The following is a 15623-nucleotide window of genomic DNA, read 5'->3' as shown; positions in this document are numbered from 1 at the left end:
ACCCAGTTGCAATAATTATTCGCTGGAACGCCTATTTCCGACCGGTATCGCGATCGCTACGATGCAATCAACCGCTGAACGCAACAAGCGAAGCGCGAAATCTACGAAAACCGGAGGTCACCATGAAGTCGTTCATCTACGCAGTCGCCGCTGCCACCGCCCTTACCGCATCCGTTGGCGCATTCGCCCAGTCGAACCCGTCGGGCGAACTGACGCGCGCCCAGGTCCGCGCGGAACTCGTGCAGCTCGAGCAAGCCGGTTACAAGCCGGAAGCGTCCGACGCCCACTATCCGAATGCGCTGCAAACCGCGCAGGCACGCGTGACGAACAGCGACGCAACGGGTTACGGCGCACAAGCCGCCGCCGGCGTGCGTACCGGCCGCGCGATCGCGGTCAAGCAAACCGCTCGCGACTCGGTCTATTTCGGTCAGTAAGACCGACGCACGCGGCGCGTACCTCGATACGCGCGCTGCCGACGCAACACCCCGCTCCCGTTCATCGGGGCGGGGTGTTTCGTTTTCGTACCTCCGACCTGCGGTCTGAACGACGCACGATCGATGTGCAAGCGCGGCTCGGCCGCTGCCCCGCGCCGTTCACGCAGACGGCCGGCGTTTGCGCATAGAATGGCCGCGTGGTCGGCGCCGGCCGAAGCGAACGCGAGCGAAACCTCGAGTCATCGGGCATACGCACTCGCTGGCCGACCCGATGCCGCACTCATCGCATTTTTCGAAAAGGAGCGGTTTCATGTCTCAAACATCCGGTTCCATGATCACGTTTCGCCGCCCCGACGGCCAGGAACTGCAGGGCTACCTCGCGACGCCGGAAAAGACCGAAGGTGCACCCGCGGTCGTCGTCATCCAGGAGTGGTGGGGCCTGAACGACCAGATCCGCGGCGTTGCCGATCGCCTCGCGCGCTGCGGCTACTTCGCGCTCGTGCCCGACCTGTATCGCGGCAAGTCGACGGTCGAAGAGGAAGAAGCGCACCACCTGATGACCGGCCTCGATTTCGGCGACGCCGCGTCGCAGGACATCCCGGGCGCAGTGCAATATCTGAAGACGCGCGCGTCGCGCGTGGCGGTCACCGGCTTCTGCATGGGCGGCGCACTCACGCTGCTGTCGCTGCAGTTCGCCGATGCGGATGCCGGTGTCACGTGGTACGGCTTCCCTCCGCTCGACTACCTCGATCCGTCGAAGCTCAAGGTGCCGCTGATGGGTCACTGGGGTACCCAGGATGCGTTCTTCGCGATCGACCAGGTCGATGCGCTGGAGAAGAAGCTGACCGATGCGAAGGTCGGCATCGAATTCCACCGCTATCTCGCGCATCACGCGTTCGCGAACGAAACGGCCGTCGGCCCCGGCCGCATCGGCGGCACGCAGTTCGATCCGGTGTGGTCGCAGATCGCGTGGGATCGCACGCTCACGTTCTTCGGGCGCACGCTCTGGGGCAAGCAGCAGTAATACCGCAGCAGGCATCGGCCTGCTGCCGTGCAGCGACGCACGTAAAGCGAAACGCCACGGACCTGCATCCGTGGCGTTGTCGTTTGTGGCTACGAATTCGTCACGCGAGCGTGGGCGGCGCCGCCTGGCTAACGTCCACGCGTTTCGGCAGGATGCCCGCCTGATAGAACACGTCCGCGATGTGCTGCTGGTACGCAAGTGTCTCGCGCGTCACGGGTTCGACGCCGAAGCGCGCACGGCGGAACGCGAGCGCCACGGCCGGCTCCGGAATGCCCCACAGTTTCGAGAACTCGGCCGCACCCTGCGCGCGATTCGCATCGAGCCATCGCTGGACCGTCGTCAGCTCGGACACGACCACACCCAGCACGTCGGCATTGCGCTGCGCATAGGTGCGCGACGTGAAGTAGTAACTGCGGTTCTCGACGAGCCCCGTGCCATCCGCGACGATGCGCGCGCCCAAAGCCTGCTGGACGACGGCGAGAAACGGATCCCAGATGATCCACGCGTCGACCGAGCGGTTCTCGAACGCGGCGCGCGCATCGGACGGAGACAGCCAGACCGGCTTGACGTCCGCAGGGTCGAGCTTCGCGGCCTGCAGCAAGCGGACCAGCAGGAAGTGCGTGTTGGATCCCTTCACCAGCGCGATGCGCTTGCCGCGCAGATCCGCGAAGGTCCTGACCGGCGAGTCCTTCGCGACGATCACGGCCTCGGTCGAGGGCCCTGCCGGCGTCTGCGCGTAGTAGACGAGCGGCGCACCCGCCGCGAGCGCAAAAATCGGCGGCGCCTCGCCGACATCGCCGAAGTCGATCGAGTCTGCGTTGAGCGCCTCGAGCTGCGGCGGCCCCGACGGGAACTCGGTCCATGTCACGTTCACACCGAGCGTCGCGAGCTTGTCCTGCAGCGTGCCTCTCGCCTTCAGCAGGCTGAGCGGCCCTTTCTGGTAGCCGATGCGCAGCGTGCGTGCGCCGGCCGCGGCAGCGAGCGCGAAGCGCGGCTGGGCGGCAGCGCCCGCCGCGAGCGCCAGACCGGCCTGGATGAGCCGGCGGCGGGATCTGGATAGTCGATCTGCCATGATGTCCTGGGTTCGATGGGAAGGGAGCGCAAGCGCGAGTCGAATCGATTCTAGGGGTTCGACGCTTCGCACCGAACCAACGAAGTCCGATATCGAAAGCAGGTGCTTTCATAAAGGCGTGCATCGCGCGATGCAACCGATCGGAGACGTCGCGCCGATTCGTCTTCGCCATCAACTTCGTTATGCGAATTATCTGGCGCGGACCAACGTCGATCTATGGACTGCGTAACGTGTGCCGCGTCATTCAACCGGGCACACGTCGCCCACTTTCGCTCAGGACTCGCAGGAACCGCGCAGCGCGGCCTCGTCGGCGGCCAGCATTTCGGGCACGCATTCCCGCAGGAAATCGACGAAGGTCCGGATCTTCGCGTCGAGGTACTGGCGCGACGCATACAGCGTGTAGACCGTCAGCTTCTGCAGCCGGTACTCGGGCAACACGCGAACCAGCGCGCCACTCGCCAGGGCGGGCACCGCGCTCGACATCGGCAACGAGCCGATCCCGAGGCCGGCGCGCAGCGCGGCGCCGAGCGCGTCGGCGATGTTCACCTGGAAGTCCGGCAGCGGCAGCTCGAATGTCTCGCGACCGTCGGGGCCGTCGAGATGCCAGCGGTCGCGCGGAAAGATCGGCGTGACGATCTGCAGGCATGAATGCGCTTCGAGATCGCGCACGGTGCGCGGCGTGCCGCGCTCCTTCAGGTAAGCGGGCGACGCGCACAGCACGCTGTGAACATCGCCGAGCCGCTGCGACACCAGACCCGAGTCGGGCAGCTCCGCCGAGCTCAGTTGCAGCGACACGTCGTAACCTTCGTCGATGATGTCGGGCACGTGTTGCGACAGCGTCAGTTCGACCGCCACCGACGGATAGCGCTGCCGGTATCGCACGACCGCGGGCACCACGTAGGCCTGGCCGAAACTAGTGGTTGCATGCACATGCAGGCGTCCCGACGGCTTCGCCTGCGCGTCCGCCGCCTCGGCTTCCGCTTCGTCGATATAGCCGAGGATGCGCTGGCACCGGTCGAGATAACGCTGCCCGGCATCGGTCAATGCGATGCGGCGCGTACTCCGGTTGAGCAGGCGCGTGCGCAGATGCGTTTCGAGTTGCGCGACCGAACGCGACGCATAGGCGGTGGTGATGTCCAGGCGCTGGGCCGCGCTCGTGAAGCGGCCCTCCTCCGCCACCCGGACGAAAATGCGCATCATCTGTAACGTGTCCATCGACAGGTCCCCGGGATTGAAATCGCTTCGCGGCGGCGCCCGCCCCGGCACAACCCGGTCTGGCGCGAATTGTGCGGAACAGTACCGCAGCGGTGCAGGCGTGTCCAGTTTGCCGTGCGCCGCTACGGCGGACCCTCGTTCGCACGACACCCCCTGTCGAAGGACGACCGGCATCGGATCGGTGCAGGCCGCACGGCGGCGGCCTGCCGGGCACGCATTGCACGTGCCGCGTCGCGCTCAGGCCTGCTCGAACGGGTTGCTCAGCACGATCGTGTCGTCGCGCTCGGCGCCGGTCGTGATCATCGACACGGGCGCGCCCGCGACCGCCTCGACGCGCGCGATGAAATCCTGCGCGGCACGCGGCAACGCCGCACGCTCGCGCACGCCCTTCACGGTGCCGTCCCACCCGGCGAACGTTTCGTAGATGGGCATCGCACGCGCCTGCGCGTCGAGACTCGCGGGCAGATGGTCGACGCGTGCGCCATCGAGCTCGTAGCCGACGCACAGCTCGATCGACGCGAAGCCGTCGAGCACGTCGAGCTTGGTGAGCGCAAGCGAATCGATCCCCGAGATCCGGACGGCCTGCCGCAACTGCGCGGCATCGAGCCATCCGCAGCGGCGCGGCCGGCCGGTGTTGACGCCGAATTCCTGCCCGCGCGTGCGCAGCGTTTCGCCGGTGGCGTCGGTCAGTTCGGTGAGGAACGGGCCGCCGCCGACGCGCGTCGCGTACGCCTTGGTCACGCCCAGCACGTGGCCGAGTTTCGACGCGCCGAGCCCCGTGCCGGCCGCCGCGGCCGATGCAACGGTGCCCGACGACGTCACGAACGGATACGTGCCCCAGTCGATGTCGAGCATCACGGCCTGCGAGCCCTCGAACAGGATGCGCTCGCCGCGGTCGTTCGCGTCGTTGAGGTCGGCCCACACGGGACGCACGAACGGCAGGATCTTCGGCGCGATGTCGACCAGCGTTGCCAGCATCGCGTCGCGCGAGCACGGTTCGAGCCCCAGGCCGCGAAACCATGCATTGTGATAATCGACCAGCACGTCGAGCTTGTCGGCAAGCCGGCCCGGTTCCGCCAGATCGGCGACCCGCAACCCGCGGCGCCCGACTTTGTCCTCATAGGCCGGGCCGATCCCGCGCAGCGTGGTGCCGATGGGTTCGCGACGCAGACGCTCCTGCGCCTGGTCGATCGCGCGGTGAATCGGCAGGACCAGCGTGGCGTTCTCCGCGATCGACAGATTGTCGGGCGTCACCGACAGCCCAAGCTCGGCCATCCGCCCGATCTCGGCCAGCAGCGCTTCGGGATCGAGCGCCACGCCGTTGCCGATCACGCCGCGCTTGCCGCGCACGATCCCGCTCGGCAGCAGCGCGAGCTTGTATGTCTTGTCGCCGACGACCAGTGTATGGCCCGCGTTGTGGCCGCCGTTGTAGCGGGCGACGAGATCGGCCTGCGCCGCCAGCCAGTCCACGACGCGCCCCTTGCCTTCGTCACCCCATTGGGCGCCCACCACCACCACGTTCGGCATGCTCCATACTCCATGTGAGAAATCCAGACACGTATTGCGGCCACATCGGCCGTTTGTGTGCCATATTGGCGGAGCAGGATCGCCCGATCAAACGATTAAATCTGAGCCTTCGCGTGAGTAAAATTCACGCGAAACGATAAATGGCCCGACGACTCCCTCCCTTGAATTCGCTGCGCGCGTTCGAAGCCGCGGCCCGGCTCGGCAGTTTCACGCTTGCCGCCGACGAGCTGTGCGTGACGCATGGCGCGATCAGCCGGCATGTCCAGCAACTGGAGGCATGGCTCGGCCGGCCGCTGTTCGAACGGCACAACCGGCGGGTCGAGCTGACCGATGCCGGTCGCGCGTACCTCGCCGAGGTCGGCGCATCGTTCGACCGGATCGCGCTCGCCACCGCCCAGCATTTCGGCCAGGGGCAGCAACGCGTGCTGCGCGTCAGCGCGCCCGCGACGTTTTCGCTGCGCTGGCTCGTGCCGAAGCTGTCGTCGTTCCAGGTTGCCCATCCGGCCATCGAGGTGCGGCTGTCGACGTCGAACGAGCCGATCGAGAAGTTGCGCGACAAGGTCGACCTGATCGTCCGCGGCGGACCGCAGGCGATCGACGGGTACGTCGCCGAGGAATTCCTGTCCGAAGTCCGGTTGCCCGTCTGCGCGCCGAAGCTGCTCGAGGGCCGGCCGTTGCGTACACCGGCCGATCTCGCCGGCTTCACGCTGCTGCATGCGGCGACCTATCCCGGCATGTGGCCTGAATGGCTCGCGGCGGCCGGGCACGCGAATCTGGTGCCGCGGCACTCGCTCACGCTCGAGCATTTCTACCTGACGCTGCAAGGCGCGCTCGACGGCCTCGGCGTCGCGATGGGACCGATCGCGCTCGTCGCGGACGACATTGCCGAAGGGCGGCTGGTGCAACCGTTCAGCGAACCGGCACTGCCGCCGTGGCGCTATTTCACCTACGTGCCGGCCGCGCGCGCGGAGGACGAAGCCGTGCGGGCATTCAAGGACTGGCTGAAAACGACGGGGAACGCGGCGGCGGACGCGCGGCACTGACTATGCCGGCTGCGGTGGATCAGCAGGTGCGGGTTTCGAGCGCCGTTGCGCCGGCCCGTATATGAACATGCTGGGCGTCGCGCTCATTCACGGAGAGCGACAAGGTTCGATGGATGTCGACTCGCTCGACCAAGATACAGAGGATATCGAATCAATTAATACGGATGCGTTGCCAGGACGCGCAGCGTATTTGTGCAGCACAAACGACAAACCCCGGCTCGAGCCGGGGTCCTTGTTGCGAACGGCGCTTACTGGCTGGCGCCAGCGGCTGCGCCCGCCTTCTTCTCGGCGTTCTGCAGGTTCTGCGGATAGTTCGGATCGTTGGCCGCCGGCTTGTAACCAGCGTCTTCGAGTTTCTTCAGTTCGGCGGTGTTCTTCGCGCGCGCAGCCTTGTGTTCGGCTTTGCGTTGTGCCCGTGCTGACTTGCGCGCCTCACGCTTCGCGGCCTTCGCATCCTGGGCGACCGGTGCGCTACTGGCGTCAGCCTGCGCGAACACCGGAGCTGCGGAGCCGAAGAGGAACGCTGCTGCCGTAGCAGCCAGCGTGAGTTTTCTGATCTGGATTCGCATCGCTGAGCTCTCTTTTCTGATTGGTCACGGAATGAAAATGCATCGAGATACCGCCCCTGCCCCTGATCGGTCTTCATGTTGCGATCAGGGCCTTTGCATCATAACCGCGTTGCGAAAAATGTGGCGTCATCGTGAGGACAATGTTGGGGGATACACGTATGGGATAGGTCGTGTCGCCGGCACCACAACGATGCATCGGGCGCGGGGACCACGCGATGTCCATGACCGCGGCAACCATATGACGAACCGGATTATTCCGCCGATACGATGCCGATTGCCGATGAGGACGAGATCCGTTTCCGCATGTCGTGCACTCCACTCGTATGAGGCTGATTGCTTCACCCGTGGAATTTGCCGCGCGCGCAACGTGAGCGTCGCTTCATGAACGGGATCTCCTACCGAACTGCAGGCCCGTGTGCCTGGTTGTGATTCGCGGTCGCGCGAACGGCGGTTCATCCCATAAACGGCCACGCTTCGTTCGGTGCCGAGTCCGACGCGATCCCCTGCACGTCCATACGAGCCAAAGCGAACGATCGGGTAACCGCTCGCTGCACGCATGGCTACCTGTTCGGCGCTCTTCGTTACCACTTGTGGGAGATGACGTTTGCGGACCGAGACGTCATCGCCGCATGCGGTGAACGCGTCGATCGACATTCGTTCACGATTGCGCGGAGGCATTGCACGATGCGTTTGCGGTGCGAACGCGAAAGGTTCGCCACCGCACTGGCGTCGCGACGAGTCTCGAGCCTGTGCGACGAGGATGCCGGTACGTCCTGCGCTGCGCGTCTGCGTCACAGCTTTTCCGTTGGTTGGGCGCATCTCGCGCGGAGGCATCGCGCACTCGGTTTGCCAATCCGAGGAATACTTTGTCGGTGAGCTTTTACAGGACACGACCTTTTCCGACGGTGAGGATATTCGGGATCCGAGCGCGGATCCGATGAGGGTGAGCTTCGTTGATGGCGATCGCCTCACGTTGGGGGCACTGAGCCGCCCGCGGTCGCTATCTTGCCGATCGCAACACAGGACCGATTCCGGTACCGTCCAAAGGTAGAAAACTATGAGGCCGGACGCTTGCGGAGACGCCGGGCATTTTCGTCGGTGCACAGGTCAGCGATTGGAAAAGTGCCGGGCCGACCGACATGCGATAGCCGAAGACTTATCCACGGAAGCCCTGGCACAAACGACAAAAAATCCACTTGCGACTGGATTTCGGCGATTTCTCACTGTCGGGAGGGAAACTGGCGATGTTCCCCCGTGAGGCCCAAGAATCGCTCACTGCGGGTAATCCCGGATGAAAGACAGGCCGCGGCGCACATTTTTTGGTCCCATACGCGGGTACCTATGTCCCGCAACCGACGATTTCCTCCCATAAGTTTCTACGTTTGAGTGCTTGTGAGTGGGTACTCACCTTCTTGGAAAGCCTTGTTGGGCCTGGGAGGCTTGCAGAGTGAGGACAGATATCAAGGGTTGCACAGGCCGAAGACCCGGATTGCTGTGCCTGTCCAGCCCTGCAGACTTGTTTTGGTAGCGGTTTATGGGGGTTGTGTTTCTGCACGGGCACACGTGTGTTTACATCTTTTGTAAACAACGTTTACTTCTTTAACTACTTTTAGACGGCTCAGAGCCTTGTCTGGCAAGGGTTTGACGGGTGTTCGGTACACATTTATGGGAGCACAGGCGGAAGAGTATGGGGCTTAAGGTCTGTGGATTTGGGGAATCGGGTACCGAGTTGTGGGAAATGGGGGTTGTGGATATGGGGCACGCGTAGCCTGTTATGGGATTTCCGTCCGGAAATGCTTCAGGTAGCCCTCTATGGGGGAATCCATTGGTAGCCACTTATGGTGCATTGTTGCAGATCCGTCGGCGGCCCCCGGCACAGCATTTTATGTGAGGCTGCCGTTTATGGGATGGACTTCAGGTAGCCGGTTATGGGGGGGCTGCACAGAGCGGGTTATCTCGTTTTGCTCTGCCCTCGGGATGTGGAGTCCCATAGACAGGATGAGGGAGATGGAAAGGTTACCTTCTGTGGGGGATTCGCAAGGTAGCCATCCATGGGGGTGATTTTCGCCCGCCGGACACGGTTGAAGACAAAACGCTAAACCGACGGTTCGCGACAGGTACCCATTCATGGGACGCATTAAAGGTAGCGTGTTATGGGAGCGCGCGGATCGTGTTGCGGGGCACCACGAATCCGGTTCGCAAATCCCGTTCCGGTGAATTGTTTCCCATGAATGGGTACCTTCGGTTGGGCAAGTCTCGTGCCGGATCCTGATGGCGAACTGCACAGGTAGCAGGATTTGGGAGCTATTTTTGGCGGAAAGGTATATGGATATGGGGCATCGTACAGCTCTAAAAACAGTGTATTTTCCTTTTATAACAATAAGTTAGAAGCGATAGTGAAAGTGATACTGGAGAAAGAGACGTTGCTCGACGGCTTGAAAAGGTATAAAGTCCGCCATCAACACGGTCACCTTCTCCGGACATCACGATGCCGCGCAAGCCCGCAATCAAAGGCTCCGACAAGCAGGTTTCGCTATTTCAGACGCCCGAGCCTCCCGATCTGCTGCGCAAGGCGGTCCAGGCAATTCATATCGCTCCGAAGTCCGGAAAGATCGGTCTGCAGCAGCGCAAGATGTTCAGCTCGCTGATCAAGAACGCCCTCCGTCAGGAAGCGTTCGAGCCCGGCCGGACGAGCTTCTCGATCTCGATCGCGGCGCTCTCGCACGAGAGCGGGTTGAACAGCAACAACACGAAGTACGTGAAGGACACGGTCAACTCGCTGATCAGTACCGTCGTCAATTGGGACTACCTTGCCGCGGACCGTTCGACGGTGTGGAAGGCGTCGGGCCTGCTCGCCGGCGCCGAGCTCGAGCAATCGGTGCTGAAGTACAGCTTCTCCGACCAGATTCGCAGCGAGCTGCTTAATCCGGAGATCTACGCGCTCATCGATATGCGGATCGCGCGCGAGTTTCGGCGCTCGCACTCGCTCGCGCTGTGGGAGAACACGGTGCGCTACGAGGGAATCGGCATCACGGCGAAGATTCCGCTGCCGAAATTCCGCGATCTCATTCTCGGTCAGGACAAGGCATCGCAGTCGTACAAGGAGTACAAGCTCTTCAAGAGCAAGGTCCTGGTGCCCTGCATTCAGGAGGTGAACGAAGTTTCCGACCACACGCTCGAGCTGATCGAACACAAGTCAGGTCGCAGCGTGGAGGCCGTGCAATTCAAGGTGACGCGCAAGCAGAGCGCGGATACGGTCGAGGAAGGTGATGTCAAGAACGAAGCGCTCGTCGACGAGGTCGCCAAGTTCGGCATCCCGCGTTCGGAAGCGCGGCGGTTGATCACGCAGTACGGCGTGCAGCGCATCAAGGCGGCAATCGCCTATACGCTCAATCGGACTACGAAGAAGAACGCGGCGCCCATCGACAATGTGGCCGCGTATTTCCGCAAGGCGCTGACGCACGGCTATACGCTGGCTGACGGGCAGGGGACCGAAACGGCCGCGCCGGCGAAAGAATCCGCGCAGAGCAAGCAGGAACAGATTCGCGACAAATATCTGGCCGCGAAGGTAGATGAAGCCGGTGCGTATTTCCGCGAACTGGAGATCGACGACCAGACCAAGCTGATCGAGCGCTACAACGAGACGGTGGCCGGTTCGAAGGATCTCACGCTCTCGCCGAAGAAGAAGGCGAGCAAGCTGGCGCAAACCAGTTTCTTCCGGTGGCTGGCGCTCGATACCTGGGGCGAACCGACCTCGGACGACTTGCTGGAATTCCTGCTGAAAAGCAGCCTCGCGACCAACTGATTGTTCGAGGCCTCGCGCCCGGCATGCGTCGTGCGCCGGACTTCGTCCGGCTGCACGGAGCCGTGCAGGTGCGAGGCCCTTGGCTGGGGCGCTTACTTTTGCGCCGCTACCGCCAGTTCGGCGACGTATGCATCGATCACGGTCTTGAGCCGGTCGGCGAGCGATTCCTGGTGGGACGCATCGACGCCCTTCAGTTGCAGATCCAGGCGCCCGTCCGGATAGGTCTTCAGTTGACCGATCGCGCGCGATTCGAGCGCGAAATCGTGACGAACGCTGTAGCGCGTGCGCCCCGTCTTCTTGTTGCCGTCGCTCTGCGCGCGCAGGAAATTCTCGAGGTCGCGTACCGACTTTTTCCGATCGATCACCGCCGTGAGCAGACGGTCGGCAGCCGGTTCGCCCAGGCGCTCGAAGATCAGCTTAAGGAAGTACGCTGCCTGCAGGCCGACCACGTCGTTCGCGCTGGCCATCCGTTCGAGCAGCGTGTTCGGTAGCGCGTTCAGCGACAGCGTCTTGCTGATCGATGCCTTGTCCTTGCCGATCTTCTCCGCGAGCGTGTTCTGGTCGGGGAAGACCTTTTCGTCGAGAAGACGCTTCCACGCGACCGCGTCGTCGAAGATCGTCTGGCGTTCGTGGTCGTGGTTGGCGCGATACGCGATCGTATAGAGCTGCTCGGGCGTGTGATCCGTGCGGAACGTCGCGTTGATCGTCTCGTCGCCGTTGATGCTCGTCGCACGCAAGCGCCGTTGCCCGTCGATCACGACGAGCTTGCCCGGAAATTCCGGGAGCCGCGTGACCTTGATCGGCTCGATCTGTCCTTCCCGCTTCAGCGTCAGCGCGAGTTCGTGCAGGCTCGACTCCGAATAGAACACACGCGGGTTGAACGGGTTCGGGATGCAGTCCTTGACCGCGACCCTCTGCGGCGCGCCAAGATCGTGCGCGTCGGCGGGCGTGGCCGCGCTCGGGGCCGCGGGGGTTGCGGCTTCGACTGCGGGATTCGATGCCGGCGTCGGCTCGGGCAGGCGCGTTTCCAGCGCCGCGTTTTCCTGCGCGAGCCCGCGCAGCAGGCCGGCAGCGAGATGCAGGTTGCCGGTCGGCTTCTTGTCTTTCGATGTTTCCTTAGCCATGAGCGGCTCCCGTAGCGCGAGTCGACGCGATGTATTGGGCCATTTCAGTGACCAGTCTCTCAATTTCCGCGCGGGCTTCCTTCAGCCCCTTCAGATATCGATTGTGATGATGGATCGTGGTGCCGAGGGCGAACGTCTGCCGGTAAACCTCGCGCTGCGCGATCTGGCTGTCCAACAGATGCTCCCCTATTTCTTCTGCTCTTAGAATTTTTAAAATTTCTTCACGCATTTTAGTTTTTCCATTGACGCTATTCAGCATCAACGCGGAAGACAAATGCGGGTTACGAACGGCACGCATCGACTCGATCATGCGAATCATCGCGACCGTGCTGTACAGGTCGGCCGGCGACGGCGACAGCGGCACGAGGCAGAAATCGGCCACTTCGAGCACGGATGCGATGCGCGGATCTTCGAGGTTGCCCGGGCAGTCGACGACGATTACATCGAAATTCGCATCCTGCTTCTTGATCTCGCCGCCGATACCGCGCCCGGCGGGGGCCAGCGACAGCACCGTCATCGGGAGCGTATTTTCGCCGCTCGTCACCCATCTGACCGACGTGCCTTGAGGGTCGGCATCTATCAAGGCGACCTTGTTGCCGCCGGCCTCGAAGGCTGCCGCGATATTGACGGAGATGGTCGTCTTTCCAGTACCACCCTTTTGATTGCTGACGGCGATCTTGAAAGCCATTAAATTCCTCCAAGGAGTTTTGCGTAATATATGCAGATATTGTTCAAAAGTCCAGAAAAGTGTTAGATGAAGAGATGAATTTGATGATCGATGTAGTTGTTACGTGACAAGCCAGCCAAGTGGCTAGGAAGTTATTGGGGGTTTGAAATCGAATGAAAAATAAAAACTGATGAAAATTTCGTTCGAGATGGGATGCGCTAAGAGGCGCACATGAAGTGCTGGGGTCTTTAGCGTCGAGAGCGGCAAAAGATCGCAATGGTGATTCGGCGCATGGGTCCGTTCTTGTTCTGGAAGTGCTGATGCGGTTTTGCCAACGACTTGCGAGCCTGAGCGGCGCCGGAATCTGCAGTTGTCACGTGACAAGTCGATACGGCTGACCAACGCATTCAAATATGGGTCAACGGGGCGGCACGCGAATCGACGTGCCGAGATGATCCCGGTAAATCCATTTACCGCTTTGATGCAATCTGCGCTCGGATATGGCCGCTGGTGCTGGTGCTGGTGCTGGTGCTGGTGCTGTTGCTGGTGCTGTTGCTGGTGCTGGTGCTGGTGCTCGTGCTCGTGCTCGTGCTCGTGCTCGTGCTCGTGCGACTGCGACTGCGACTGCGACTGCGACTGCGACTGCGACTGCGACTGCGACTGCGACGGGTGGGTGGGTTGTTACGTGACAACCTCCCCACTGGCGATTGAGGACGGACGTCTTCTGCCCGAGCGCAGCCACGGTAGAGATCGCTACCGCGAAGGAATCTGGGGGAGACGCGAAGCGATGTTGGTCAGTTGGGTCCGGTCGCTGATCGGCGTTCGATGTAGGCGAGCGGTTGTCACGTGACAACCGGTGCGGTTCTATCCGGGAATGACCAGCGTGATAGCGGCGTGGCACGCACTCGGTCTTGGAAGAGGCGCGCTATGCGAGCTTGGGCGTATGCGTCTATATACCGTTCAACTAGTCAGGTCAGCTGGCGCCTTCTCCTGGCATCCTTCAATGGCGCGGGCTCTCGGCAGTGCATGCCGGCCTGGATTCTTAGGGGCTACGATATGACCCCAATAAATTGACCAGTTCAGCATCCACGAAGCAACAACCTTGGGGCAGGGGAGGGGCAGATATTCCGAGCTTGTTGTATCAGCGATTGATTTGATGGAGGCCGACATCGGCATCCTGCCACGTAGCCTCGCGTGACGATTCCTCTTTGAAGGTAAATTCACATGTCCGGCGACATGAGGCGACGTGGATCCGTGGGGTCGTGAAACATTTCGGAAAAACGGGGTGTCTTCGTAAACCCTTGTCTGGCAATGAGTTGCGCCACTTTCTTCATGTTGTTTCACGCAAAATACACGTGATCTGCCGGCAAAATGGGGGCGCATGAATTCCGCGCGGGAGATTGGCTGCGAGCAATGATGGTTGGTGCGAAATCGTATCGTATGATACGTGTTTCGTGGTGAAAAATACGTTCCGCAGAGAAGTGCAATCCGATCGACATACCGGCGACCTGATGCAGCGCGCTGAACAGCCGGAGGGGAAAATTCAGTCGATGTGGTTTCCTCTCGATCGCCAGTTGTCACGTGACAACGAGCGTGCAGGATCTCGAACTGCCGGGATGTCGGGAGAAGCCAAAGCTCGGGGCTGGCTATGTTGACTCTACAGTGCGCGCCAAGGCGGGTCGAGCGACATGTGATTCTGTAGACAGCCTGAAATGATCGACGTGTCTATCGTGGCGCGGCGGGCCAATCCGGAATCTAGAGAATCTGCATCAGGGAGACGAAGCGCGTCGGCATCGTCGGCCGACCGAATAGATCTCGGCCGATGCCGAACGTCTGTTTTTCCGGCCGGCCGATCAGCGTCATCGACACTCAATTGAAGAGTCCGCCGCCAAGCCTCGCGCCGTAACGAAAAACCGCCGCCGCAGCGCGACGCTCCAGACCAGAAGCGCCGCGGCCAGCAAACCTACTTCGTCGTCTGCGATGCGCATAGCTGCCACCGGCGCGGCTTCGCTGCCGGTGCCTTTTCTGCGTCATCGACGGTTCGCCACCACCGTTCACCGCGATGCGGCTCATTCAGATCGAGCCGCTCGCCCATCCTGGGCGTCGCTAGCTCGACGCCACGCACCATTGCCAGCGCCGTGACGCGCTCGAACGGCTCCTGCCAACGATGCATCGCCAGATCGAACGTGCCGTTGTGAATCGGTATCAGCGTGCGTCCGCGCAGGTCGATGTGCGCCTGCACGGTTTCTTCCGGCTGCATGTGCACGTAGGGCCATTGCGGGTCGTATGCTCCGGTCTCGATCAGCGTCACATCGAAGGGCCCAAGACGTTCGCCGATTGTCCGGAAACCGTTGAAGTAGCCGGTGTCGCCGCTGAAGAACACGCGCAGATCGTCGGCGACGATGACCCAGGACGCCCACAGCGTGCTGTTGCCGTCAAACAGGCTGCGCCCGGAGAAGTGCTGCGCAGGCGTTGCGGTCAGCGTCAGGCCGTCGATGTCGATGCTTTGCCACCAGTCGAGTTGGCGTACCTTCGTCGCGTCGATACCCCATTCGATCAGGCGGTCGCCGACGCCCAGCGTCGTGACGAACACGCCGGTCGTGGCCGCAAGCGCGAGCACGGTGTCGCGGTCGAGGTGATCGTAGTGATCGTGCGACAGGATTACGCCGCGCAACGGCGGGAGATCCTCGAGCGCAATCGGCGGCGCATGGAAGCGCTTGGGGCCGACGCGTCGAAACGGCGATGCACGTTCGGCAAATACCGGATCGGTCAGCCAGAACTCACCGCGCAGCTTCAACAGCAGCGTCGAATGCCCGAGCCGATACAGGCTGCGGTCAGGGGCCGCGTCGAGTTGCTCGCGAGTCAGCGAATCGATCGGCAGTGCCCCTGTCGGAACCGTGTTGCGTGGCTTGTTGACCAGCATGTTCCATGCAATGCCGAGGGTCTTGCCTAAGCCTTCGACGGGCCGCGGCGTGACATTGCTGAAGCGTTCGCCATTGTGCTGCGGCGACTCGTCGGACAGTGTGCGGCCACGCCTGGCGGCGGCGAAACCCAGTACGCGATGAAGAAAAACGAGAGGCGAAGCCATGTCGATCCGTCCGGAAATAAAAGTACACTGAGCAGTGTAGTTTATCCCTGGGAAC

The 15623-nt window shown here is 62.2% G+C and carries 12 protein-coding genes; 5 read left to right on the top strand and 7 right to left on the bottom strand.

Annotation, left to right across the window (positions count from 1 at the left end; all coding sequences use genetic code 11):
- The first annotated feature begins 122 nt into the window (after positions 1 to 122).
- Both LMA02_RS35000 and LMA02_RS34995 read left to right on the top strand, forming a co-directional pair.
- A complete protein-coding gene (locus LMA02_RS35000; protein ID WP_011660879.1) occupies positions 123 to 434 on the top strand; it encodes a DUF4148 domain-containing protein in 312 nt (103 codons plus the stop codon).
- Positions 435 to 744: 310 nt separating this feature from the next.
- On the top strand, positions 745 to 1458 hold the full coding sequence (locus LMA02_RS34995) for a dienelactone hydrolase family protein (protein WP_228910417.1): 714 nt from the start codon (positions 745 to 747) through the stop codon (positions 1456 to 1458).
- Between the two features lie 100 nt (positions 1459 to 1558).
- Here LMA02_RS34995 and LMA02_RS34990 read toward each other — a convergent pair whose 3' ends face one another.
- From LMA02_RS34990 to LMA02_RS34980, 3 genes are all read right to left on the bottom strand, one after another.
- Positions 1559 to 2530 (bottom strand): aliphatic sulfonate ABC transporter substrate-binding protein, encoded by a 972-nt coding sequence (locus LMA02_RS34990; protein ID WP_228910416.1) that lies wholly within the window; start codon positions 2528 to 2530, stop codon positions 1559 to 1561.
- A 273-nt stretch (positions 2531 to 2803) separates the two neighbouring features.
- Complete coding sequence (locus tag LMA02_RS34985; RefSeq protein ID WP_228910415.1) at positions 2804 to 3745, bottom strand: LysR family transcriptional regulator; 942 nt, start codon at positions 3743 to 3745, stop codon at positions 2804 to 2806.
- 237 nt (positions 3746 to 3982) lie between these two features.
- Complete coding sequence (locus LMA02_RS34980; protein WP_228910414.1) at positions 3983 to 5272, bottom strand: adenylosuccinate synthase; 1290 nt, start codon at positions 5270 to 5272, stop codon at positions 3983 to 3985.
- A 140-nt stretch (positions 5273 to 5412) separates the two neighbouring features.
- Here LMA02_RS34980 and gcvA point away from each other — a divergent pair, with 140 nt between their 5' ends.
- Positions 5413 to 6315 (top strand): transcriptional regulator GcvA, encoded by a 903-nt coding sequence (gcvA, locus tag LMA02_RS34975; RefSeq protein ID WP_228910413.1) that lies wholly within the window; start codon positions 5413 to 5415, stop codon positions 6313 to 6315.
- Between the two features lie 248 nt (positions 6316 to 6563).
- On the opposite strand, the gene LMA02_RS34970 is transcribed toward gcvA, so the two are convergent.
- The gene (locus LMA02_RS34970) at positions 6564 to 6884 is read right to left on the bottom strand and encodes a DUF4148 domain-containing protein (protein ID WP_228910412.1); all 321 of its coding nucleotides are present in this window, start codon (positions 6882 to 6884) and stop codon (positions 6564 to 6566) included.
- 2488 nt (positions 6885 to 9372) lie between these two features.
- Between LMA02_RS34970 and LMA02_RS34965 the strand changes: the two genes are divergently transcribed.
- Complete coding sequence (locus LMA02_RS34965; RefSeq protein WP_006759641.1) at positions 9373 to 10689, top strand: replication initiation protein; 1317 nt, start codon at positions 9373 to 9375, stop codon at positions 10687 to 10689.
- A 92-nt stretch (positions 10690 to 10781) separates the two neighbouring features.
- Here LMA02_RS34965 and LMA02_RS34960 read toward each other — a convergent pair whose 3' ends face one another.
- Together LMA02_RS34960 and LMA02_RS34955 are read right to left on the bottom strand one after the other, a co-directional pair.
- Positions 10782 to 11813: a ParB/RepB/Spo0J family partition protein gene (locus LMA02_RS34960; RefSeq protein WP_228910411.1), complete on the bottom strand. Its 1032-nt coding sequence runs from the start codon at positions 11811 to 11813 to the stop codon at positions 10782 to 10784.
- The gene (locus tag LMA02_RS34955) at positions 11806 to 12501 is read right to left on the bottom strand and encodes a ParA family protein (RefSeq protein ID WP_228910410.1); all 696 of its coding nucleotides are present in this window, start codon (positions 12499 to 12501) and stop codon (positions 11806 to 11808) included. The genes LMA02_RS34960 and LMA02_RS34955 overlap by 8 nt, the downstream gene beginning before the upstream one ends.
- Positions 12502 to 12990: 489 nt before the next feature.
- On the opposite strand from LMA02_RS34955, the gene LMA02_RS34950 reads away from it, so the two are divergent.
- Positions 12991 to 13191: a hypothetical protein gene (locus tag LMA02_RS34950; RefSeq protein WP_228910409.1), complete on the top strand. Its 201-nt coding sequence runs from the start codon at positions 12991 to 12993 to the stop codon at positions 13189 to 13191.
- Positions 13192 to 14443: 1252 nt separating this feature from the next.
- On the opposite strand, the gene LMA02_RS34945 is transcribed toward LMA02_RS34950, so the two are convergent.
- Positions 14444 to 15568 carry an MBL fold metallo-hydrolase gene (locus LMA02_RS34945; protein ID WP_228910966.1) on the bottom strand — a complete coding sequence of 375 codons (1125 nt, stop codon included), beginning with the start codon at positions 15566 to 15568 and terminating at the stop codon, positions 14444 to 14446.
- Positions 15569 to 15623 lie beyond the last annotated feature (55 nt).

Origin of the sequence: Burkholderia sp. B21-005 (genome assembly GCF_020843965.1) — a bacterium.
GTDB lineage: Bacteria > Pseudomonadota > Gammaproteobacteria > Burkholderiales > Burkholderiaceae > Burkholderia > Burkholderia ambifaria.
The sequence above is the reverse complement of the archived record's forward strand: the minus strand, read 5'-3'. Positions and strand labels throughout refer to the sequence as shown.

What these genes read in the sequence shown, in the direction of transcription:
- LMA02_RS35000 (WP_011660879.1), top strand. Translation starts at nt 123, where the DNA reads ATGAAGTCGTTCATCTACGCAGTCGCCGCTGCCACCGCCCTTACCGCA.
- LMA02_RS34995 (WP_228910417.1), top strand. Translation starts at nt 745, where the DNA reads ATGTCTCAAACATCCGGTTCCATGATCACGTTTCGCCGCCCCGACGGC.
- LMA02_RS34990 (WP_228910416.1), bottom strand. Translation starts at nt 2,530, where the DNA reads ATGGCAGATCGACTATCCAGATCCCGCCGCCGGCTCATCCAGGCCGGT.
- LMA02_RS34985 (WP_228910415.1), bottom strand. Translation starts at nt 3,745, where the DNA reads ATGGACACGTTACAGATGATGCGCATTTTCGTCCGGGTGGCGGAGGAG.
- LMA02_RS34980 (WP_228910414.1), bottom strand. Translation starts at nt 5,272, where the DNA reads ATGCCGAACGTGGTGGTGGTGGGCGCCCAATGGGGTGACGAAGGCAAG.
- gcvA (WP_228910413.1), top strand. Translation starts at nt 5,413, where the DNA reads ATGGCCCGACGACTCCCTCCCTTGAATTCGCTGCGCGCGTTCGAAGCC.
- LMA02_RS34970 (WP_228910412.1), bottom strand. Translation starts at nt 6,884, where the DNA reads ATGCGAATCCAGATCAGAAAACTCACGCTGGCTGCTACGGCAGCAGCG.
- LMA02_RS34965 (WP_006759641.1), top strand. Translation starts at nt 9,373, where the DNA reads ATGCCGCGCAAGCCCGCAATCAAAGGCTCCGACAAGCAGGTTTCGCTA.
- LMA02_RS34960 (WP_228910411.1), bottom strand. Translation starts at nt 11,813, where the DNA reads ATGGCTAAGGAAACATCGAAAGACAAGAAGCCGACCGGCAACCTGCAT.
- LMA02_RS34955 (WP_228910410.1), bottom strand. Translation starts at nt 12,501, where the DNA reads ATGGCTTTCAAGATCGCCGTCAGCAATCAAAAGGGTGGTACTGGAAAG.
- LMA02_RS34945 (WP_228910966.1), bottom strand. Translation starts at nt 15,568, where the DNA reads ATGGCTTCGCCTCTCGTTTTTCTTCATCGCGTACTGGGTTTCGCCGCC.